General features: G+C 42.5%; 20 protein-coding genes. 14 read left to right on the top strand and 6 right to left on the bottom strand.

The features are described from left to right. The first annotated feature begins 150 nt into the window (after window positions 1-150). From MSG37_RS05090 to ompW, 7 genes are all read left to right on the top strand, one after another. Complete coding sequence (locus MSG37_RS05090; protein WP_248469490.1) at window positions 151-1,086, top strand: SDR family NAD(P)-dependent oxidoreductase; 936 nt, start codon at window positions 151-153, stop codon at window positions 1,084-1,086. 223 nt (window positions 1,087-1,309) lie between these two features. After that, window positions 1,310-2,176 (top strand): acyl-CoA thioesterase II, encoded by an 867-nt coding sequence (gene tesB, locus MSG37_RS05085; RefSeq protein WP_248469489.1) that lies wholly within the window; start codon window positions 1,310-1,312, stop codon window positions 2,174-2,176. A 54-nt stretch (window positions 2,177-2,230) separates the two neighbouring features. Continuing rightward, complete coding sequence (locus tag MSG37_RS05080; RefSeq protein WP_248469488.1) at window positions 2,231-2,629, top strand: YbaY family lipoprotein; 399 nt, start codon at window positions 2,231-2,233, stop codon at window positions 2,627-2,629. A gap of 145 nt (window positions 2,630-2,774) precedes the next feature. Next, complete coding sequence (locus MSG37_RS05075; RefSeq protein WP_248469487.1) at window positions 2,775-3,425, top strand: nucleotidyltransferase family protein; 651 nt, start codon at window positions 2,775-2,777, stop codon at window positions 3,423-3,425. A gap of 104 nt (window positions 3,426-3,529) precedes the next feature. After that, window positions 3,530-4,252 carry a hypothetical protein gene (locus MSG37_RS05070; RefSeq protein ID WP_248469486.1) on the top strand — a complete coding sequence of 241 codons (723 nt, stop codon included), beginning with the start codon at window positions 3,530-3,532 and terminating at the stop codon, window positions 4,250-4,252. Window positions 4,253-4,707: 455 nt separating this feature from the next. Next, on the top strand, window positions 4,708-5,031 hold the full coding sequence (locus MSG37_RS05065) for a hypothetical protein (RefSeq protein WP_248469485.1): 324 nt from the start codon (window positions 4,708-4,710) through the stop codon (window positions 5,029-5,031). Between the two features lie 452 nt (window positions 5,032-5,483). Next, window positions 5,484-6,128: an outer membrane protein OmpW gene (gene ompW, locus MSG37_RS05060; RefSeq protein WP_248469484.1), complete on the top strand. Its 645-nt coding sequence runs from the start codon at window positions 5,484-5,486 to the stop codon at window positions 6,126-6,128. A gap of 88 nt (window positions 6,129-6,216) precedes the next feature. Here the strand turns inward: ompW and MSG37_RS05055 are convergent, their stop codons facing one another. After that, complete coding sequence (locus MSG37_RS05055) at window positions 6,217-6,990, bottom strand: SDR family NAD(P)-dependent oxidoreductase (RefSeq protein ID WP_248469483.1); 774 nt, start codon at window positions 6,988-6,990, stop codon at window positions 6,217-6,219. Window positions 6,991-7,264: 274 nt separating this feature from the next. Between MSG37_RS05055 and MSG37_RS05050 the strand changes: the two genes are divergently transcribed. Both MSG37_RS05050 and metA read left to right on the top strand, forming a co-directional pair. Further along, window positions 7,265-7,666 carry a YbaY family lipoprotein gene (locus tag MSG37_RS05050; protein WP_248469482.1) on the top strand — a complete coding sequence of 134 codons (402 nt, stop codon included), beginning with the start codon at window positions 7,265-7,267 and terminating at the stop codon, window positions 7,664-7,666. A 75-nt stretch (window positions 7,667-7,741) separates the two neighbouring features. Then, window positions 7,742-8,680 carry a homoserine O-succinyltransferase gene (gene metA / locus MSG37_RS05045; RefSeq protein WP_248469481.1) on the top strand — a complete coding sequence of 313 codons (939 nt, stop codon included), beginning with the start codon at window positions 7,742-7,744 and terminating at the stop codon, window positions 8,678-8,680. 77 nt (window positions 8,681-8,757) lie between these two features. Here the strand turns inward: metA and MSG37_RS05040 are convergent, their stop codons facing one another. From MSG37_RS05040 to MSG37_RS05020, 5 genes are all read right to left on the bottom strand, one after another. After that, entirely contained in the window at window positions 8,758-9,651 is an 894-nt protein-coding gene (locus MSG37_RS05040) for a hypothetical protein (protein ID WP_248469480.1), read from the bottom strand. Further along, window positions 9,638-12,076 carry a fimbria/pilus outer membrane usher protein gene (locus MSG37_RS05035; protein WP_248469479.1) on the bottom strand — a complete coding sequence of 813 codons (2,439 nt, stop codon included), beginning with the start codon at window positions 12,074-12,076 and terminating at the stop codon, window positions 9,638-9,640. The genes MSG37_RS05040 and MSG37_RS05035 overlap by 14 nt, the downstream gene beginning before the upstream one ends. After that, window positions 12,073-12,771: a fimbria/pilus periplasmic chaperone gene (locus MSG37_RS05030; RefSeq protein ID WP_248469478.1), complete on the bottom strand. Its 699-nt coding sequence runs from the start codon at window positions 12,769-12,771 to the stop codon at window positions 12,073-12,075. Before MSG37_RS05030 ends, MSG37_RS05035 begins: the two co-directional genes overlap by 4 nt. A gap of 60 nt (window positions 12,772-12,831) precedes the next feature. Next, window positions 12,832-13,359 carry a hypothetical protein gene (locus MSG37_RS05025; protein ID WP_248469477.1) on the bottom strand — a complete coding sequence of 176 codons (528 nt, stop codon included), beginning with the start codon at window positions 13,357-13,359 and terminating at the stop codon, window positions 12,832-12,834. Between the two features lie 128 nt (window positions 13,360-13,487). Beyond that, window positions 13,488-14,129 (bottom strand): response regulator transcription factor, encoded by a 642-nt coding sequence (locus tag MSG37_RS05020; RefSeq protein ID WP_248469476.1) that lies wholly within the window; start codon window positions 14,127-14,129, stop codon window positions 13,488-13,490. Window positions 14,130-14,809: 680 nt separating this feature from the next. Here MSG37_RS05020 and MSG37_RS05015 point away from each other — a divergent pair. The 5 genes from MSG37_RS05015 to MSG37_RS04995 all read left to right on the top strand — a co-directional run bounded on the left by MSG37_RS05015 (window position 14,810) and on the right by MSG37_RS04995 (window position 21,024). Beyond that, window positions 14,810-16,000, top strand: a complete 1,191-nt coding sequence (locus tag MSG37_RS05015) for an acetyl-CoA C-acyltransferase (RefSeq protein WP_248469475.1) — start codon at window positions 14,810-14,812, stop codon at window positions 15,998-16,000. A 174-nt stretch (window positions 16,001-16,174) separates the two neighbouring features. Continuing rightward, on the top strand, window positions 16,175-17,674 hold the full coding sequence (locus tag MSG37_RS05010; protein ID WP_248469474.1) for a CoA-acylating methylmalonate-semialdehyde dehydrogenase: 1,500 nt from the start codon (window positions 16,175-16,177) through the stop codon (window positions 17,672-17,674). A gap of 183 nt (window positions 17,675-17,857) precedes the next feature. Next, window positions 17,858-19,015 carry an acyl-CoA dehydrogenase family protein gene (locus MSG37_RS05005; protein WP_248469473.1) on the top strand — a complete coding sequence of 386 codons (1,158 nt, stop codon included), beginning with the start codon at window positions 17,858-17,860 and terminating at the stop codon, window positions 19,013-19,015. 51 nt (window positions 19,016-19,066) lie between these two features. Then, window positions 19,067-19,855 carry an enoyl-CoA hydratase gene (locus tag MSG37_RS05000; protein WP_248469472.1) on the top strand — a complete coding sequence of 263 codons (789 nt, stop codon included), beginning with the start codon at window positions 19,067-19,069 and terminating at the stop codon, window positions 19,853-19,855. Next, window positions 19,855-21,024 carry an enoyl-CoA hydratase/isomerase family protein gene (locus tag MSG37_RS04995; RefSeq protein ID WP_248469471.1) on the top strand — a complete coding sequence of 390 codons (1,170 nt, stop codon included), beginning with the start codon at window positions 19,855-19,857 and terminating at the stop codon, window positions 21,022-21,024. The genes MSG37_RS05000 and MSG37_RS04995 overlap by 1 nt, the downstream gene beginning before the upstream one ends. Window positions 21,025-21,073: the final 49 nt, after the last annotated feature.

Genomic DNA, 21,073 nt, shown 5'->3' with positions numbered 1-21,073 from the left:
CCTAGCGCACATTGATAGGCAGTAGTGTATGCAATATTGCATCTGTAAGTTTTTAGTTAACACAATTTCACCATTTGCTTAGTCATAGGGCTGTGCACTTTTTGCACCGTCACCATTCATCAAACAAGGTTTGTTTAGAGGTCAAGCACTATGCGTTTTGAGGGACAAGTCGCCATAGTTACCGGTGCAGCATCAGGCTTAGGAAGAGCTTATGCTATCGCCTTAGCTGAGCGCGGAGCAAGAGTGGTACTCGTTGATAACGAGGTCGCAAAAACAGAGGATGTTAGTTGCAAGCCTGTGATCGATCTTTCGCCGGGATCTGGGCTGAAATCTTGTTGTGATGCCATTAAAGCGATCGGCGGTGAATGTCAGCCATTTAGCTTAGACGTCACTTGTTCACAAGATATTGGCAGTATGGTCGATTGCGTGATTGAGCGCTGGGGTAGGGTAGATATTCTAATAAACAATGCTGGCGTTCATCGTCCATGTGCTTTTGAACAGATGAGCGAAGTCAGCTGGAAGCACCAATTAGATGTCGATCTGAATGGGACTTTTTATATGACCAAAGCTGTTTGGCCATATATGACGCGCCAAGGCTATGGTCGCATTGTGATGAGCGGTGCAAGCTCTGTGTATGGCGATATGCATGAAACCAGCTTTAGCGCGAGCAAAATGGCGGTGATAGGTCTTGTTAATAGCCTACACCTTGAAGGCGAAGAACATGGCATAGCGGTAAATAGTATTATCCCTCACGCGGTAACAGGCATGACTGCAGCTCATCTAGCACCATCGGTAAGACCGTTGTTTTCTAAAACCACAGTTACAGCAACTATGCTGTATTTATGCAGTTCTAAAAGCCCTTCAGGTCAGCATTTGCTTGCGGCTGCTGGTGGCATAAGTCACGCTGCAATGGTCGAGTTTTCACCAAGCCGATTTAAAGCAGAAGAGTGCACACCAGAAGTGATAACTGAGCGTTGGGGCGATATTTATAAAGCTAAGCCTGTTACTGCGCATCGTAGCGGTGAAGCGCAGGTTTTAGCTTGGGCCAAAGCCTCAGCTGAAAAACGTCATATTACGCTTGAGTAAAATCAGCACAGGTAATTTAGCTTCAGCTCTTTATGTAAATGAGGTGCGAGTAGGGCTTATTATGTTAAACATAGCTTGTTGAACCACCACCAATATTTAGCAAGCTTAATTAGATCCATAAGCTCTACATTACAGCAGCACTCAAGCATCAGGGTTTAAAGCTAGCGGCAGCAGCTGCTCTTGGGTTAAGCTTATTGCATATTTAGTTGAGTGTTAGGTTGCAATGAGCCAAGTATTAGATGATTTACTCGCGTTACTTTCTTTAGAACAAATAGAAGAAGGTTTGTTTCGTGGTCAAAGCCAAGATTTGGGTTTTGGCCATGTTTTTGGTGGCCAAGTTATGGGGCAGGCGTTAAGTGCTGCCAAACAGACTGTTAGCCCTGATCGTAAAGTGCACTCATTACACTCTTATTTTTTACGTGCAGGCGATGAAAAATTACCTATCGTCTATGACGTAGAAATTATGCGCGATGGCGGCAGTTTTAGTGCTCGTAGGGTTAAGGCTATTCAAAAAGGCCGACCTATTTTTTACATGACTTGCTCGTTCCAAACAGAGGAAGCAGGTTTCGAGCATCAAGCCGTGATGCCGGATGTTCCTGGGCCAGAGGGCTTACTGAATCAGCAAGAGTTAGCTATGACTTTGCGCGACAAAGTGCCGTCAAAAGTACTTGAAAAGTTTATGGCAGATACGCCAATTGAAATGCGCCTTGTTAATCCAAGCGACCCGATTGCGCCGAAAGCAAGTGAACCGGTTAGACATGTTTGGATCCGCGCGAATGGTCAAGTGCCAGATAACCTGTGTGTTCATGACTATCTACTTGCTTACGCGTCAGATTTTAACTTTCTAGTGACCGCTGCTCAGCCACATGGTGTATCGTTTTTAACTCCGGGTATGCGCATGGCAACTATAGATCATGCAATGTGGTTTCATCGCCCGTTCGATTTCAGTCAGTGGCTGCTTTATAGCATTGAAAGCCCAAATGCTAGTGGTGGGCGTGGGTTTGTTAAAGGCCAGTTTTTCAATCAACAGGGCGAGCTAGTTGCTTCTGCAACACAAGAAGGTCTTATCAGAATGACCAACAAAGATTAGCGTCTGTTTGATATGAAAAATATAAAATTAATGTGGCAATAAAGGATCAAAGCAATGATTTCAATGATGAAAAAAAGCGTAGCGCTGTTATGTTTAATGGTACTAACTGCTTGTGTAACCGTGGAAGAAAAACCGCCTGTTGTGGTTAATGGTGCGGCAGGTTACCTAGAAAGATTAGCCTTACCTCAAGGAAGCGCTATTACCATTGCGATTATCGACTTGGATACACCAGGTTCGATTATTGCGCAAAAAAGTTTTGATATTGTAAGAGCGCCTGTGCCGTTTAAATTTTTATTACCGGCCGATAGTATTGATAGCAGCGTCAATTACGGTGTGGTGGCGATGATCCAATATCAAGGACAAGTGATCTTCCAAACTTATGATCGCTTTCCTGTGATTAACAACGACAAGTACACTACTGAAGTATTGATGAAGGCTGTACCTGCGCCTTAACTTGAGTTTGTTGTTACAGCTATCCTTGATTAGGTATAAGCATCAAGGTAAATAAATTAGGAGCTTAGGCTCCTTTTTTATTATCAAGTTAGGCTCTGTTTACCTTTATCGATTGCTGAGCGAGTTGAATTAACGAGGCGATACAATGGGCGATATGACTGACGCCATAGCACTTAACCTTTTACAGCTAGATGAATACGATTTTCAAAAGTTAATCATCAAATGGTTACTTGAAGATGAGCAGCGTTGTCATGCTTTGCTTGCGGCTCAACAAATGCAGCTTAATGATTGGATGTTAGCGGCGGGTTTTGTCCGTAACTTAGTCTGGGATAAATTACATGGCCTGCAAACACCGCTGAATGATATTGACCTTATTTACTTTGATTTAAGTGATTTATCTATTGAGCGTGACAGAGCGATTGAAGCTGAATTAAAACGTATCGCGCCAACGTTTCCATGGTCAGTGAAGAACCAAGCTAGAATGCATCTACGTAATGAGCATCCGCAATACTGCTCATGTCTTGATGCCATGAGTTATTGGCCTGAAAAGCAAACCGCGGTTGCAGTCAGTAGTCAATTTAGTCGTCTTTCGGCTAGCGGTTTTGGCTCCGGTTCTGAATCGGGATCAGTCTCTTCAACAGAGTTGATTTTACACTGCAGTTTTGGATTGAGCTGTTTATTCGATTTGTCGCTACAGCAAAACCCCAAAGCTTGTCGCTCTCTGTTTAAGCAGCGTGTAAAAAATAAGCGTTGGTTGCAAACCTACCCCAAGCTGCGAGATAATGACAAATGGTGAACTTATGAGCGCTTGATGCTCGTTGTTGGTTTGCTTACAAGCTGTTTTAGCTTGCGACTACCAATAGTTCTAAATTTGTACTTGTTGTAAATGGTGGCCAATCGATGGAACCTTATCTTGATGCGATTAAAGAGATTAAAGAATTAGCAAACGCAGAAGAGATCCATCGGGTTGACGATGTATCAATATATTTAGAGCGTTTTAGCGAGCTTGATTTAATCGCTACTGGGATCTATGCCGAAGTATATGAAATGCCCGGTGAGCCAGATAAAGTCGTTAAGCTGTGCAACAGCAAAATTGATGGCTACTACCTATTTGCACGCTGGTGCATGCGTCCTGAAAATCAAGATAACCCCCATGTTCCAACTATCCATCGAGAAGACACCGTTGAGCTCAGTAGCGGCCGAGTTGTGCGCTTTTATGTGATGGAGCGACTAGAAGATATTAGTGATGACGGCACCGAGCCGACCCGTCCTAGCCATTTTCATGATTATGATTTTGGTAAGTTGTGGGGAACACTACGTACTATGACCTTGCCGTTTGCCGATCCTAAAAAGCCTTTTAACGACCAAGTACAAACAGCCGATGAGTTTGTTGAACAGATCCAAGAGCCTAGATCGCATTTCTATATGAGTACGGATGAGCGCAAACCTGTCGTGATAGACGATCAAATTATTGATGATCATGAAGAGCTACTTAAAACGCTATTTGATGTGCTTAGCTTTGTAGATGAACACGGCGTGATGGATTTGCACGGCGGCAATTATATGCTCAGGGGCGATACCATCGTGATTACCGATCCTATCTCTCACAAATACCCAAGTTGAGCTGGAGTCGTTTCTGTTTAGATTGGTTAGGCAAGGAAATGTTTTAGTAGTTAGTGACATGGAGTTACATTGAAAAGGATATTTATGAACACAAATTTATTGTCGACATCGAAAGAATACTTTATTGGTTCGGCGATCATGCTTCTAGGTATAGTTTATAACCTGATTGAACAGGATATATTTGGAGCAGTCGCATTTTCTCTGTTTTTCATAGCCTTTTTAAGCGTGGCGATTGTTAAGCGTAGAAATAGCTAAGCGTATAAAGAGTTTAGCGCCAAAATAGTTAACGAGATGAGCGCCACAATACCTGAGGATATCTCCAAGCAAGACTAAATAAAAGTCCGGCGGCCAGAGCTGTGGGCGATTGATTTATCATTGCCGCTAATTTTAGCAAAGGCAGTTTTTATAACGTCAGTCTTATGCTGATTAGTATTATTTAATGTAGTAGGTCTAACTTGATTAATTTGCTGGTGTTTAGCGCGATTGTAGTTTTCTACTTTTGGTCAAAAGAAAGTGAAATCTCACCGATAGAAGCGTATCTTGCTTTGGGGTTATACGGCATTTATATTCTGGTTTATCTGTTTATGCCACCTTTTGCTACAGCAACCTCAAGTAAAATGGGCCTGCTATATGGCTTAGTCCCTGCGGTATCAGTCTGCGCAGTTTTGTTCCCTCACTTTAATCAGCAATCTCCAGAAATAGTCACCCGCTGCCTAGGTTGGGCTGGACTCGTGCTAGTATTTATTATCTTAATGAGTTTTAAGTTATTTGTGTGGTGATTAGCCACTCCTGCTTTCAATTGTCCTTATGAAGGTTGCATCTTTACTGTTATCTAGTTGATTTCAACACAGCCACTTTAGATTTATCTTTATTCCATCAGAGTGATTCAACTCATCATATTCGCGCTACTCATGCCACTCACTCACTTTACTTCTTTAGTTACTTTATGGCTTCCACTTAGTTTTGTTGTTTTTTTGTTACTACATAGGCGGCTTAGGTTTGAGTGCTTACTGATCAATGTGTGCAGGGGTCACAAAATGCATGTTATTAACAGTGATATGATCGATGTTTTTGTGATCGAGATCGGTTAAATATATATCAAAATGGGTATCTGCGATTGAAATTGATTTAGATCAATTTTTAGTGCTGCTTAATCTGTCAGGATGCACGCAAATGTAAGGATATTGATAAATAACGCGCTATATCGTGTTGTAAATTATGGAGTATTATAATGAGAAAAAGTATCGTTTCAGGTCTGGTTGCTACAGCGCTTTTAACCACAGGTTTCACATCTTCAGTGCTTGCTCATCAAGCTGGTGACATTATCGTTCGTGTTGGTGCGGTAGTGGTTGCACCAAATGAATCTAGTCCGGTTGTTGCTGATGTTGCTGAGTTTAGTGTTGATGATAATACGCAAGTAGGTCTAAACTTTGGTTATATGATCACTGATAACATTGGTATTGAGTTATTAGCAGCAACACCATTTAGTCACGATGTTTCACTAGGTTCATTAGGTAAGATTGCTGAAACTAAGCACTTACCACCAACCTTAGTTGCTCAGTATTACTTTGGCGATGCGAATTCAAAACTACGTCCTTACATTGGCGCTGGTGTTAACTTTACTAATTTTTATGACAATGAATTTACCAACGATTTAGATGGTGCATTAACCGATTTGAGCATGTCTAATTCTTGGGGCGTTGCAGCTCAAGTTGGTTTAGATTATAAAATTAACGACAGCTGGTTAGTTAACGCTTCTGTTTGGTATGCGCAAATCAGCACTGATGTGAAATTCAACCTAGCGGGTGAAGCACAAAATGTTGAAACTGATATCGACCCATGGGTTTATATGGTGAGTGTTGGTTACACATTCTAATTTTGCGTTAAGTTGGACATATCCCACCCATGAAAAAGGAGCCGTTTGGCTCCTTTTACATTCAAGCTATACATCTTTTGACTTAGCTTTACTTCGACTCTTTCTTAGCTGCGCGCTCTGCTTTTTTCTGCTCTTTGGTTTTCCAGTGGCGAGTATTGTAAACAAACTCGGGTAGGCCTTTAGTTAACCAAGCTACTAAACGCCAGCGCTTAGTTACATAAGCTTTGCGTTTACCGGCTTTCATCGCCTTAATCACTTGCTGGGCGACGACATTAGGTGGCGATAACCATAAACGGTTTTGCTGCATAGCCGCTTTATCTAACATGCCTAGCTGAATATCAGTAATAGTAATCGGCAGTTTTAAGCGCTGAGCATGCATGCTTAAACCTTCAAGATAATTTTGCGCATAGGCTTTAGAGGCATGGTAGGCAACACTTGGACCGCCGCGCAAACCGGCAATAGAGTTAATCGCAGCTAATTGACCGTAACCTTGGTCTCTAAATAGCCTAAAGGCCGTATTGCAAACAGCCGAGAAGCCTTGCACATTAACTGTGATGATATCTTGCTCTGGCAGCCAAGGTAATTCTGGATCATAGTGGGTAAGACCCGTATTGACCAAAATAAGGTGGGCGCCACCTAATGATTGCCATACGGCATTTAGGCTTGCGATTACCGCTTGAGGATCATCAATTTGCAAAGGAAAAACTTGCGCCTTAGTCGGCAATGATTGACTAAACTCGGTAAGCGATTGTGGATCTTGTGCTAATAGGGCCAGTTCAACGCCGTCCTCTGCAAGTTGTTTTGCAATTTCACGGCTAAGTAATGAGCTAGCGCCCACAATTATTGCAGTTGCTTGTGTCATATGGGTATTCGACTTCGAATAGGTAACTTATCATAGAAAGATATGTGTATTAGAACAAGATTAATTGTCGCTTGCTGTGACGCGGATAGTGAGAATGAATACCGAGTGTGTAAATTGCACCAACGAAATCTGATTTACTTGAGTTATCCGCATGTTGTAACCCAATGCGCTGTGCAAATGGGTAAGTACTAATTATTTGATCGTTAACTAATATAAAATTCAAGTTGGACATATAGACTTCTAGAAGTCTTAATGTATTATTAGGAGCATAAATATGAAACAGTGGTTTAAACCTTTATTACCTTTAGCAGTTGTAGCCAGCATGCTGACCGGTTGTGCAACATCTAATGCTGTGGTGGAGATCCATGGTGAGGTTTGGTACAAGGAGCGCATGATGCTACCTGAAGATGCAGTGATTACCGTGCAAGTTCAGGACGTATCGCTAGCAGATGCACCCGCTGAAGTGATTGCAGAGTTTGAACGTAACGATGTAAGTACGCCTGTTCCGTTTCAATTTTTAATTAATAGAGATCAATTTGAACCTGGCCACACCTACAACATAGGTGCGCGCATTACTCTTAACGATCAATTGATGTTTATTAATACCCAAGCTTACCGAATTGATTTGGACTCAGTTGAGCCTATGTCAGTTTTAGTGCAGAGAGTTGCACGCTAACCAAAATAGCTAGGTCTTAGCTAGTCTGGTGCGTCTCTTTCTGGTTGGTCACTCAAATTAGAAAAGAGGCGCGATATGCCGGTTAAAATTCCTGATAATCTTCCAGCGGCTGAAATCTTAGAGTCTGAAAACATCTTTGTGATGTCAGAAACTCGAGCTGCAAATCAAGATATTCGTCCTATGAAGGTATTAATACTTAATTTAATGCCGAATAAGATCGAAACCGAAACTCAGTTGCTGCGCCTTTTAGGTAACACTCCTTTGCAAGTCGATGTTGATTTATTGCGTATTCACGACAAAGAATCAAAGCATGTATCTATCGATCATATGAATAACTTTTATCGTGATTTTGAGCAAGTTCGCCACAAAAATTACGATGGACTGATTATTACCGGGGCACCATTAGGTCAGGTTGAATTTGAAGATGTGTCTTATTGGGACCATATTCGGGAGATTATTGATTGGTCACAATTACATGTTACTTCGGTGCTGTTCTTATGTTGGGCCGCGCACGCGGCGTTGTTTCATCTATATGGGTTAAATCGCAAGTTACTTTCAAGCAAGCGTTCAGGCGTATTTAATCACAAACGAACCACTAAACATTATCCACTACTGCGTGGCTTTGATGATGAGTTTTTTGCGCCACATTCCCGCTTTGCAGAGATGGACGTTGAGTTACTGAGAGCTCACCCTGAGCTGCAAGTGCTGACAGAGTCTGACACAGCGGGCGCCTACATGGTGCTGAGTAAGAGTAACCGTAATTTGTTTGTGATGGGGCACCCTGAGTATCAAAAGTCGACCTTAAAAGATGAGTATTTGCGTGATTTATCGCAGGGGCTTACCCCTGATATTCCGCAAAACTACTTTAGCGATAACGATCCTGAAAAATCACCCATCGCTCGTTGGCACAGTCATGGCAGCTTATTAGTCAGTAACTGGCTTAACTATTATGTTTACCAGCTAACTCCATATAACCTTGATGACATGAGCGGCATAACGCCGTGGGAGTCATAGAGCCATAATAACGAGTCATAAATGCCAATGTTTATATTTACATTGGCATTTTTCATTTAGGAATATTTTCATAAAGCTTATCTTGCAAATAAGTTGATAGTAATAATATCTTCATACTGACCTGCTCGGGCAAAAGGCATCGGTGTGTTTTGAAAAATAATTGCCATTTTTTGTCCATTTAAAAGGCGGTTAGTGATATTGAATTCCACATTGTTAGCTAAGTTGAGCTGTTGACCGAGAAACTGCAATTTATAAGGGACCTTGTTATTTTTATTAGTTAGGTTAACAAGATAGCCATTATTTTCTGATGACATGGATACCCCCACGTAGCTGTTACTTTCGATGAAGATGGGTAATTCTTTGCTATTTTTCTGGGTTAAGTTTCCCAAGTTGACCCTGACTGATGTACCGGTTGCTGGCATCCAGCTATTGTTGCTATTGGCAATTTTAGCGCGGACATAAGGTTTTACTTGGTAACTAAAAGCATAACTATTGGTTGATATAAGCGTATTATTTTTAAGTTCAATTTCTAATATGCCTTGGTATCCACCGGGGTAAAAGTCATTACCGTTTGGAACATAAGCCCAAAAATTAATTTTACGTTGGCCTAAAATGGGTAAAACATAATCATTTCTCCCTGTTGTTGTTATTGACTGGCGAGAAGTATTTTTCAGTTCATATCTATGCTGTGACGCCAAGCCTTTAAGCATTGGTTCACCGCCTTGGGGTTGTTTGATGACTATGTTTTTGGCGCATAAAGACAATGCTCTATCTAGGTAAATAGTACCTGGGATCCAAACTCCTCGTTGGCCTTTTTCTTCTGAAGTTGCAGATTGTGTTTTTAGTTGAACATGCCAATGACCGTTACATAAAGGCGGACCTTGATTGGATTCTGCATGTGAAAAACCGGCAAAGCCAATGCAGATTATCGCCAGAATTAAGTATTCTTTTTTTGTTCTATAGACGTTCATCGCAGGTCTCCCTAATACATGTAATATCGAGTGTGCCAAGCTCGATTAAGTGACTATTGCCCTGTGTTATGACAATAGCTTTTGGTTTATAGCTATTACTTGAAATGGTGAGCATGTATTTACCTGGGCCGATACCTTGGAGATAAAACCTGCCAGACTTATTGGTAAAGAAAGGTAGGGTTACTCCATTACCTGTCATCGAGCCTTGTAAATAGGAGATGGGTCTACCATCACTTGTTTTTAAAACGCCTCTAGCTGTGTATGAACTATTTGAACCAACCATGAAAAAATGGCCTGTAGTGGCACCGGGTGAAATGGTTAGTCGACTTTCTCCCCAGTCGTAGCCTATTGGCGCATCAGGAACGTTGAGGTCAACAATGTTGTCAATGTAAGCGACTTCTAACGGAATGAGTGCGCCTATATTAGAAGTGCCGGAAGCTTGATATTGTTGTTTTTGATCTATACCTAATAATACTTGCTGCTGCGATAGTGACGGATGTAGCTTTGAAATGATAAAAGGCCCGTCTTTTGCTCGCCCCCAACCAACTTGGCCATCTATAATTCCGATAGCGGTATTGCCTCTTATTGAAGTTGAATAGGAGGTATTATTGTCTGAGGTATTACTGTTAGCGCGTTCTACTTCTAATTCAACTCTCAGGCGATTTGCTGTGTAATCGAATTGTACATTTTGCTTATCGCGACCGTCTTCATATTCAGCCTGGGCGCGGTAGCCAATACTGCCAACTCTATCATTACTGGTTTTACTGGCTTCTAGCCTGCCGTAGTTATTACTGCTGTTATAGTTGGCTGCAAGATTAAGGCGACTTTGTGTATTTGAACGTCTCCAATCTAAGGTTACGAAATACTCTAGATCTGAATTATTTTCAGTGTTGATATTGTTGTAATTAACCCCTGAACCTAAGGTCCAATCGCCTACTCGGTAGTTCAGAGTTATAGATAAACTAGTTTGTTCATCATTATGAGTGTCTTTATAGTAAGAGCCCGAAACTGTCGTATCCCAAGCGTTGTTAAATACCCAGACATAATTAGCGAGGTAGCGCTCATAGGAAGTGGCTAATACCTCTTTATCCCAAGGCGTTGCAGAAAACTCATTGGCAAAATCGGCGCTCAGCCTTAGGTTTGGGGAGTTATTAGCATTTCCGGCAATGGTGCTTTCAAAGGTAAAAGATACGACGTTGCCCAAACCTGTATCTTCTAGATTGCTTAAAGAGGCTCTACTCGATAAGTTGCCCCAAGCTGTGCCTAATGTGGCGGTGGCTCCAAACATCTGGCCATATTTAGCTGCGGCGGCATTAACACCAACCGTTAGCCAAGAGAAGAGGCCGTATTCAGCAAAACTGGATACTGACCAAGTATCTAAATATTCAACGCCATCATCAGCATAGATAGATGGTGCACCAGCGGTGACACCGTAGTTCAACATATCTTGGTTCAGCAGTTTGTTATTATAAAATTGGCTAAATACAAACCGCTCGGACTTTCCTGAAAGGTAAGTCACATTCACTATGATGTCATTGGCGCCGTTGGTCATGGGTAAATTATTTAAGTTAAAACGTCCGGCTTCTTGGCGGCCACTGAAGATAATTTGTCCATTGATTACGACCTCCACTTCTGCGCTTTCTTTTAAAATTAATTCCTGACTATTATTGGGGCCAATAATCCTTTCTGGTTGCAGCTCTGCATAATCGCTTTTTATCGAAATTCCGCCTAGGCTAATGGTTGATAAGTGCCCTGCAGAGCTAGAACCTGAGTCTATGTCGCCAATTGATAATCTTAAGGGCTCGCTGGGTTTATCGTAAAAAGCGGTCCATTCCCCACGTAGCAACTTGGTTTCGCTGTCATTGATTTCAAGGTGATTTGTTAAAGTAACATTTAGGCCACCAGCTCCGCCAAAATTCATTTGAGCTAACCAGTCAGCAGTAGAAAAGCGACTGTCAGTTTTGGACTTCCAGCTTTCGGTATGAGTAAAGTTGATACTGTTTAACCAACTGAATGTACCACTTTGTGAGGGAATAAATGGGTTAAGTTGCTCGTTAAAGTCCACATCATATTGACCAAAAGACTCTGGAGCTATGTTCAGATCTAAAGTTAACGTTGATGAGTTGAATGTTAAGTTAAGTCCCTTTTGCGATAAGGCTGCCAGTGAAATCATTTGGTTGTTGGCTTTGCCTGTAAGTGATAGCTGTTGCCAGATATTGTCAGCGACTCGCGAACCAAGAAGTGATTTTAAAGTACCTAAGGAAACAGACTCTACTTCTAAATTATTGAGAGTGACGGGGATGTTACCTAATCTTTTCCCTTCTATTTCAACTGGTAAGGAAAAGCTCATAGCATTGCTTTGAAATGGCAATAACAAGGCGAATGAAAAACCTATCCATAATAGTCGTGCAGTAACATTTGTCACCGTTGTTCCTTTATATCCACCTTAGCTTGCTTATCTTTAGATGTAAGTAGACTCTCTACTGCAATATTGACCGACTCTCCTGGGACTAAATATTGTTGCTGTAGCAGGTGTTGAATATCTTGCCATTTCCAACTATGAGTCGTATAAGAACTTTTTACTGAAAATGCCAGCTGCGGAATAATAACTACCCCATTACCTATATTGGCTAGCTGCATGCTTTTAGGGTTTGAGTCTTGGTAATGGATATCAGCGGTCATTGTGTTAACAGCATTATCTGGTGATACAAACACCAGTGCGCCAATTTGAAACAGCATTTTAATACTGCTTTCTCGCACATCGTCTTTAATAGGTAGTTGGCTAAATACCACACGATAAGATCTGGATGTATCGACTCTATCTCCTATGTATTTTACTTTTACCATCTGAGTACTATTTGGTGGAATAAGTACTTGGGGTGGGAAAACAAAAAAATCCTCAGTATCGATAAGCTTTTCAAGGTTGCTATTTGCTATTTGCCGTTGTTTTACAAAAATCTCTATCGGTAAGGGTTGCTGTGTAGTGTTATTAACTTGGAAAAACTGCTCACTTTTGCTGCCTTGAGCAGAGAAAAAACTCACCATAGGAAATAGTTCAAAGGCATAAGTAAGTGGAGGAAATAGTAGCAGTATGAATAACGACAATATGATTATTCGCATAAGTCCTCAAAGGGGCCTGTAGGCCCCAGGTTTATTGAATATTTTTATTAAAACGCACTTTTATCTTGGATAAAGAGACACGTACATTGACGTTTTATAATCGCCGGCTTTTTCCCAACCATTAATAACGGGTTTAATTTTAAGTATGTTGTTAGCACTTAAATGGCCATCAGTGCTATTACTCACATCCATTCCAACTTCTAATGCATGGCTATTGCTTGCGTTATTATCAGCATCAATCATGCCTGAGGTACCGTTAAATGAGACTTCAAGTGGAATGACGTCAATTCCATTACTATTTTTGAATGCCTGGGCGCCAACAACTAGAGTACCTTTTGAATTATCGTTATTGCACCAAGCTTGAAACTTAAACTCACTTGCTGTTTCATAAGGTGTTTTTACATCTAGTTCAATTGAAAGATCTTGTGTCGTACGCATGTAACAGCGTTGAGGGATCTCGCCCGTTAAATTGACATAGAATTGTGTGGCACCGTCAGGATGTTCATCAGGATGACTAGACCAATTATTTGCAGCAACTCCAGCAGAAAAAAGCAAGGCTACCGCGAAACCGCCAATTAAAGTTTTCATTTTATTCTCCGAAGGGTTATAGGCTCTGGCGAATAAAAGATAATAATTTTAATAAAGTTTTAGTATCGACCATTGGGCTAGTTAGCGTCAGTTAAGGAACTAATTTAGACCTAATAGCAAATGTCGATTTAATCCATCAGTAGTGTGTTGATTTGCGAACGACTGCGTTTGCCTGTTTTAAATAAAATACTGGATACATGGCATTTTACTGTGCTTGGACTTAGGTGTAATCGCTGGGCTATTTCTTTATTGCTATAGCCGTTTATTAAATGCGAAAAGACCTGTCTTTCTCTGCAAGAGAGTGTGTACTTAGTTCCCAAGTCATTTAAAGAGGTGTGGCAAGCGTCAGTTGAGTTTACTAAAATCTTTAACGCTGTAGACATGGCGTCACGACTAAACCACAGTTGTTTATTTTGAATGGTACGCAAGGCTCTAGCTAACATTTCTAAGGTAAACTCGGTGGTGATTAAGCCCGAGAAGCCGAGAGAAATGATGTTAGCGATATTAGCTTCGTCATCCTGTTCGGCATTGACGATAAGCCATAGACCGCCACGCTGAGTAGGAGATATTTCAGTTAATATTGACGAGGTGATGCAAGATTTATCAAGTATTACAATAGCCTCTGCTGATACCTGAGATAGGTTATCAAGCGTTCTTTGCTTAATATTAGCTTTGGAGTCACCTCTCGATAATAACATTGCCAATACTATCGCTTTCCATGCGTTATTTGTCGACACTAAATAGATAAGCTGCTCTTTTGGGACGCTCATATCTCATTCCTTGAACTATAATTTAGTTCTTCATACGATATTGGCATATTTAGTCACTTTAAAATAAAGAATTCTTTGATACTGCTCACTAATATGTTATTAAATTTTGTAATGCTATAAGCCCTATGAAACTAAGTTATTTATTCTTGTTTAATACTTTTCCTAGCATATTTTTCTAGCACTTCGAATCTAAATTAATAATTTTTATATAGTGGTTCGAAACCTTGATAATAGCGCTCTAATCGACAGAACCATGGTTAACCTATGTTTGTTTTAAAAGCTATTTTAAATAGCTCTTTAAGTTAACTTCTTGAACTGTTTTACCGCTCATTTTTCTATACTTCAATTCACTACAAATATGAGTGTTCATCCTAGCTAAGGGCTATTTTTATAAGCCTACTCCTTAATAAGCGCTTTTCTATTTTTGAACTGTCAGGCAGGTTTGTTGGTTGTAAATTTTAAGTGACAACTGCAAGCCATACTTTGGTATAAATTTGACCAATGAGCACTTGCTTTACGTTCGCGTAAACGTCAGAGTGGTAAATATTGAGCAAGATCACATTTATATTAGCTAGAGAATAACCTCCGAACAGCTCAGCAACTAAAGCCTTTCACCCCATTTTTACAAGGTTTTAGAGCAGTTTAAATAAAAGGTTAACTAGCGTATTCGCGGAGTAATTATGAGTTCAGTTCAGTTAGATCAAGATATTGTTATTGTTGCAGCAAAGCGCACGCCTATGGGCGGATTCCAAGGCGCACTATCAAGTGTGGCGTCACCAAAACTTGCAGCTACAGCAATTAAAGGGTTGATGCAGCAAAGTGGTCTAGCCGGTGAGCAGGTTGATGAAGTTTTGATGGGGTGTGTGCTTCCAGCAGGCCTTGGTCAAGCGCCTGCGCGTCAAGCAACTTTAGGTGCTGAGCTGCCATTATCAGTTGGTGCAACCACAGTGAATAAAGTCTGTGGTTCAGGTATGAAAACTGTGATGCTCGCCCATGATTTAATTAAAGCAGGTAGCGCCAATGTTGTCGTGGCTGGTGGTATGGAAAGCATGAGCCAAGCGCCATATTTACTGGATAAAGCTCGCGGTGGCATGCGTATGGGGCATGGCAAAGTGCTAGATCATATGTTCCTTGATGGTTTAGAGGATGCTTATACCGGCGGCGCTATGGGCACATTTGCGCAAAACACTGCAGATGACTTTAAGCTTACTCGTGAGCAGATGGACAGTTTTGCACTAAGCTCACTTGAAAAAGCAAATACAGCAATTAATTCAGGTGCTTTTAGCGATGAAATTACACCGGTTACTGTTGCTAATCGACGTGGTGATGTTGTAGTTGATACCGATGAGCAGCCGGGTAATGCCCGCCCAGATAAAATCCCAACACTGCGTCCAGCCTTTGCTAAAGATGGCACCATTACTGCCGCCAACTCCAGCTCAATTTCAGATGGCGCTGCCGCATTAATGCTAATGACTCGTAGTCAGGCTAAAGATTTAGGCATTGAAGTACTCGCAACCATTAAAGGCCACACCACCCACGCGCAAGAGCCATCAATGTTTACCACTGCACCGGTCGGTGCCATGAACAAGCTACTTGATAAAGTGAACTGGGCTAAAGAAGACGTGGATCTGTATGAGATCAACGAAGCCTTTGCCATGGTCACCATGCTGGCGATTTCAGAACTTGGACTCGATGCCAATAAAGTCAATGTTAACGGCGGCGCTTGCGCCTTAGGTCACCCAATTGGTTGCTCAGGTGCGCGTTTATTAGTGACCCTAATTTATGCCCTAAAAGCTCGCGGTCTTAAGCGCGGTGTGGCGTCACTTTGTATTGGCGGCGGTGAGGCCACTGCTATGGCGATTGAGCTGTAAAAAGCGCTAGAGCTAGTATTCAGTAAGGCTGATACCAGCAATTAGAAGTAACAATCACAATCAACAAGACCGGACCCGTACATAGCCAAGGCAATTATAGCCACATAATAAAAGGCCAAGCGGGTTCATCATTTTGCAAACGTCAGTAACGACATTGCCAAAGTAGGAAGCGATATGACAACTCAAGTGAAGCATTACATCAACGGTGAATGGGTACTGGGCCAAGGCGACAAGCAAATAGCCGTGACCAACCCAGCAAACAACGAAACCATTGCCGTTGTTAATGCAGCAAACGATGCCGAAGTACTTAGCGCTATTGCTAGCGCTAAAACCGCTTTTCAAAGCTGGAAAGAAGTGCCTGTTTCAGAGCGTGCAAGGGTTATGCTTAAGTATCAACACCTGCTGAAAGAGCATCATGACGAGATTGCCACCATTCTTGCGCAAGAAACCGGTAAAACATTTGATGATGCAAAAGGCGATGTTTGGCGTGGAATTGAGGTCGCTGAACACGCTTGTAATATCGCATCGATGATGATGGGTGAAACCGTTGAAAACGTGGCTCGTTCAATCGACACCTACAGCTACACTCAACCACTTGGTGTTTGTGCAGGTATTACTCCATTTAACTTCCCAGCGATGATCCCACTGTGGATGTTCCCACTGGCGATTGCGTGCGGTAACACATTCGTTCTTAAGCCATCAGAGCAAGACCCAATGACGCCGCAGCGCTTGATTGAGCTGTTTGAACAAGCTGGCGCGCCAAAAGGTGTGGTGCAGCTGGTTCATGGTGATAAAACCGCTGTTGATATCCTATTAACTCATCCTGATATTAAAGCCATCTCATTTGTCGGTTCGGTGAATGTTGGTCAGTACATTTACAAAACCGGTACCGATAACTTAAAACGTGTGCAAGCCTTTGCGGGTGCTAAAAACCACTGCGTGATTATGCCTGACGCAAATAAACAGCAAGTGATTAATAACTTAGTGGGGGCATCGGTCGGTGCGGCCGGTCAGCGTTGTATGGCGCTGTCAGTTGCGGTATTTGTTGGCGCAGCGAAAGAGTGGATCCCTGAGCTAAAAGAAGCGATTGCCAAAGTTAAGCCAGGCCTTTGGGACGATAAAGACGCCGCTTATGGCCCTGTTATTAGCCCTGCAGCTAAACAACGTGTGGTGAGCTTAATTGCTCAAGGTAAGGAAGAGGGCGCAGATTGCTTGCTAGATGGTACTGACTTTACGGTTGAAGGATATGAGTCAGGCAACTGGGTTGGCCCCACCATGTTCGACAAAGTCACTACTGATATGAGCATTTATAAAGAGGAAATTTTTGGTCCAGTGCTTTGCTGCATGAATGCTGAAACCTTAGAAGATGCAATTGCGATTGTGAACGACAGCCCTTACGGCAACGGCACATCAATCTTTACCGCCAGTGGCGCGGCCGCACGTAAGTATCAGCACGAAATTGAAGTCGGTCAAGTCGGCATTAACGTGCCTATTCCAGTGCCATTACCTTTCTTCTCGTTCACCGGTTGGAAAGGCAGTTTCTATGGCGACCAACATGCTTATGGTAAGCAAGCTGTGCGTTTTTACACTGAAACCAAAACCATTACAGCTCGCTGGTTCGAGTCTGATATTGCCGTAGCGTCTGCACCCAATATGACGATTGATCTTAAGTAAACATTACCTCGCCATCTAAGCAGGTGGCGAGGTTTTGGTGACGATAAGATTTCAACAAGCAAATATCACAAATTAATAACGAATAGAGGTCTGTGCTGCGAGATAAAGCCGCAATAAAAAGACCCAACGCCTAGCGCTAAATACGCTGTTAAGGCATTAGACAGAACAAATAGGAGTACCCTAATGGATTTCAACCTCAATGAAGACCAACGTCAATTCGCCGATTTAGCCCAGCAATTTGCTGCTGAAGAGCTAGCGCCGTTTGCAGCTAAATGGGATGAAGAACATCACTTTCCAAAAGATGTGATTCAAAAAGCCGGTGAGCTTGGTTTTTGCTCTTTATATTCGCCAGAGTCAGAGGGCGGTATGGGGCTGTCTCGTTTAGATTCATCGATTATTTTTGAGCAGCTATCCATGGGCTGCACCGCTACAACCGCGATGTTAACTATCCATAATATGGCAACGTGGATGATCACTAGCTTTGGCTCTGAAGTATTGCGTCAAGAGTGGTCAGAATCATTAACCACAGGTGAAAAGCTTGCCTCATATTGCTTAACTGAACCAGGCGCGGGTAGTGATGCGGCATCATTGCAAACCAAAGCGGTACGTGAAGGTGATGAGTACGTTATTTCTGGCTCTAAAGTGTTTATTTCAGGTGCGGGCGCAACTGAGATGTTAGTGGTGATGTGCCGCACAGGCGAAGCCGGGCCAAAAGGCATTTCAGCCATTGCGGTACCCGCAGATGCTGCAGGGGTTATTTACGGAAAAGCGGAAGATAAAATGGGCTGGAATGCTCAGCCAACTCGTCAAATCACTTTTGAAAATGTACGCGTGCCAGTGGCATATCTTCTGGGCGAAGAAGGTCAAGGTTTTACCTTTGCCATGAAAGGCCTTGATGGTGGTCGCATCAATATCGCCACTTGTTCAATTGGTACAGCGCAGGCGGCACTTGAGCGCGCGACAGAATATATGAACGAGCGTAAGCAGTTCGGCAAACCGTTAGCGGCCTTTCAAGCGTTGCAATTTAAGCTTGCCGATATGGCAACTGAGCTAGTGGCTGCTCGTCAATTAGTGCGTTTAGCGGCGTTTAAGTTAGATGTTCAAGATCCTGAAGCCACAGCCTATTGTGCTATGGCTAAACGTTTTGCTACTGATATAGGTTTTAAGGTGTGTGACGAGGCTCTGCAGATCCACGGTGGTTACGGCTACATTCGTGAATACCCATTAGAGCGCCATATGCGTGATGTACGAGTGCACCAAATTTTAGAGGGAACTAACGAAATCATGCGCTTAATTATTTCGCGTCGTTTATTAGATGAAAACGCCGCTGCGATTTTATAGGCCGATTTTTACCAGCATTCAAATGATTTCAGTTTTGTATAGGGAGTTACCATGTCAAACCAACAACAGTCTTTATTAATCGAGCGCATCGTCGGCAATACTGCGGTGATCAGCATGAATAATCCGCCTGCCAATACCTGGACGGCCGAAAGCTTACAGGAGCTAAAACATAAAGTTTTAGCGCTGAATGAAAATAAAGATGTTTACGCCTTAGTGATCACTGGTGAAGGGCAAAAATTCTTCTCAGCTGGCGCCGATTTAAAGCTGTTTGCCGATGGCGATAAGCAAAACGCAGCCGAAATGGCGCGCTATTTTGGTGAAGCGTTTGAAACCTTAAGTGCATTTCGTGGTGTGTCAATTGCGGCAATTAATGGTTATGCCATGGGCGGTGGTCTAGAAGTGGCATTAGCATGTGACTTACGTATTTGTGAAGAACAAGCGCAGCTGGCACTGCCAGAAGCGACAGTGGGTTTATTGCCATGTGCGGGCGGCACCCAAAACTTAACTGCGCTAGTCGGCGAAGGTTGGGCAAAACGTATGATTTTATGCGGTGAGCGCATCACTGCAGCAAAAGCAGAGCAAATTGGTTTAGTGGAAGAAGTCGTAGAGCAAGGTAATGCGTTTAATGCCGCGATGGGTCTTGCTGAAAAGGTCGCTAATCAAAGTCCAAGCAGCGTAAAAGCTTGTAAAACCTTAGTGCAAGCTGGCCGCAGTATGCCGCGTTCACAAGCGTTGCCATTAGAGCGAGAACTGTTTGTTGAGCTGTTTGATACTGAAGATCAAGCCGAAGGGGTTAATGCTTTTTTGAACAAGCGCAAAGCTAACTGGAAGAACGGCTAATGAGTGAGCTAAATACGAAAACAAGCAATATGCTAACAAACAATGAGCAAGTGCTATTTAGCACGCTAATCACAGATTCAGGTATGCAAGTCGGTGTTGCCACATTAAACATCGAAAAGGCACTGAATGCGCTAAATCTTAATATGGTGCAGGCATTAACAGAGCAGTTAACGGTTTGGCAAAGTGATAGCAATATCGCTGCGATTATACTTGATGGCGCTGGAGAAAAAGCCTTTTGCGCTGGCGGTGATGTACGAGCAATTCACCAAGCATCAGTTGCCACTCCGGGTGAAGTTACAGAGTCTGCAACTGAGTTTTTTAGCCAAGAGTATCAGCTAGATTATTTGCTACATACATTTGGTAAACCTGTCATTGTCTGGGGCGACGGTATTGTGATGGGCGGTGGTCTAGGTTTAATGATTGGTGCAAGTCATCGCATCGTTACTGAGCGCTCACGCGTCGCTATGCCTGAAGTGACTATCGGTTTATACCCAGATGTTGGCGGCAGTTATTTCTTAAATCGTATGCCAGGTAAAAGTGGTCTGTTCTTAGGAATGACGGCTTACAACATGTCAGGTAGTGACGCCTTATATGTGGGCATAGGTAATCACTATCTTAACGCTGATGATAAGGCAGCCTTGTTCAAGCAAATCACATTATTGCCTTGGGGCGATAACCAAGATGCAAACCATCAACTGCTAAGTGACATGTTAAGTACCATGAGTGCGGCATGTGCAACACCAGCTTCTCACAGCGTACTTGAGCAAAATCAGCTATTAATAGATGAGTTGATGACAGGTTCACTCGATGAGGTGTTAGTTAACGTCAGTCAAATTGAATCAAGCACGTTAGAAGCCAACCCTTGGTTAGCTAAAGCGGTAAAGACCATGCAAGCCGGTAGTCCGGTTAGCTTGAATTTAGTGTATCTACAATCACTACTAAGTCGTGAGCTTAGCCTTGCTGAGTGCTTTAAATTAGAACTTAGTTTAAGCGTTAACTGCTGCGCCAAAGCTGATTTTAGTGAGGGTGTGCGAGCCTTGCTTATCGACAAAGACCGCAACCCTAAGTGGCAATTTAGCGATGTTGCATCAATCCCTGAAGGCTTTGCGCAATCGTTAATGCAATCACCTTGGGCTGATAATGTGCACCCACTAAAGGATTTGCACTAAGTGATTCATCTGGTGGGTTTTAAACTCACCAATAACAGTAAAGCGCTGC

This window comes from Shewanella sp. 1CM18E (genome assembly GCF_023161665.1).
Lineage (GTDB): Bacteria > Pseudomonadota > Gammaproteobacteria > Enterobacterales > Shewanellaceae > Shewanella.
This window is presented reverse-complemented; position numbering and strand designations above follow the sequence as displayed.

Bases quoted from the DNA above. Each gene is read 5' to 3' on its own strand.
- MSG37_RS05080 (WP_248469488.1), top strand. From the start codon at position 2,231: ATGATTTCAATGATGAAAAAAAGCGTAGCGCTGTTATGTTTAATGGTA.
- tesB (WP_248469489.1), top strand. From the start codon at position 1,310: ATGAGCCAAGTATTAGATGATTTACTCGCGTTACTTTCTTTAGAACAA.
- metA (WP_248469481.1), top strand. From the start codon at position 7,742: ATGCCGGTTAAAATTCCTGATAATCTTCCAGCGGCTGAAATCTTAGAG.
- MSG37_RS04995 (WP_248469471.1), top strand. From the start codon at position 19,855: ATGAGTGAGCTAAATACGAAAACAAGCAATATGCTAACAAACAATGAG.
- MSG37_RS05000 (WP_248469472.1), top strand. From the start codon at position 19,067: ATGTCAAACCAACAACAGTCTTTATTAATCGAGCGCATCGTCGGCAAT.
- MSG37_RS05030 (WP_248469478.1), bottom strand. From the start codon at position 12,771: ATGCGAATAATCATATTGTCGTTATTCATACTGCTACTATTTCCTCCA.
- MSG37_RS05005 (WP_248469473.1), top strand. From the start codon at position 17,858: ATGGATTTCAACCTCAATGAAGACCAACGTCAATTCGCCGATTTAGCC.
- MSG37_RS05015 (WP_248469475.1), top strand. From the start codon at position 14,810: ATGAGTTCAGTTCAGTTAGATCAAGATATTGTTATTGTTGCAGCAAAG.
- MSG37_RS05040 (WP_248469480.1), bottom strand. From the start codon at position 9,651: ATGAACGTCTATAGAACAAAAAAAGAATACTTAATTCTGGCGATAATC.
- MSG37_RS05010 (WP_248469474.1), top strand. From the start codon at position 16,175: ATGACAACTCAAGTGAAGCATTACATCAACGGTGAATGGGTACTGGGC.
- MSG37_RS05020 (WP_248469476.1), bottom strand. From the start codon at position 14,129: ATGAGCGTCCCAAAAGAGCAGCTTATCTATTTAGTGTCGACAAATAAC.
- MSG37_RS05070 (WP_248469486.1), top strand. From the start codon at position 3,530: ATGGAACCTTATCTTGATGCGATTAAAGAGATTAAAGAATTAGCAAAC.
- MSG37_RS05055 (WP_248469483.1), bottom strand. From the start codon at position 6,990: ATGACACAAGCAACTGCAATAATTGTGGGCGCTAGCTCATTACTTAGC.
- MSG37_RS05050 (WP_248469482.1), top strand. From the start codon at position 7,265: ATGAAACAGTGGTTTAAACCTTTATTACCTTTAGCAGTTGTAGCCAGC.
- MSG37_RS05090 (WP_248469490.1), top strand. From the start codon at position 151: ATGCGTTTTGAGGGACAAGTCGCCATAGTTACCGGTGCAGCATCAGGC.
- ompW (WP_248469484.1), top strand. From the start codon at position 5,484: ATGAGAAAAAGTATCGTTTCAGGTCTGGTTGCTACAGCGCTTTTAACC.
- MSG37_RS05075 (WP_248469487.1), top strand. From the start codon at position 2,775: ATGGGCGATATGACTGACGCCATAGCACTTAACCTTTTACAGCTAGAT.
- MSG37_RS05025 (WP_248469477.1), bottom strand. From the start codon at position 13,359: ATGAAAACTTTAATTGGCGGTTTCGCGGTAGCCTTGCTTTTTTCTGCT.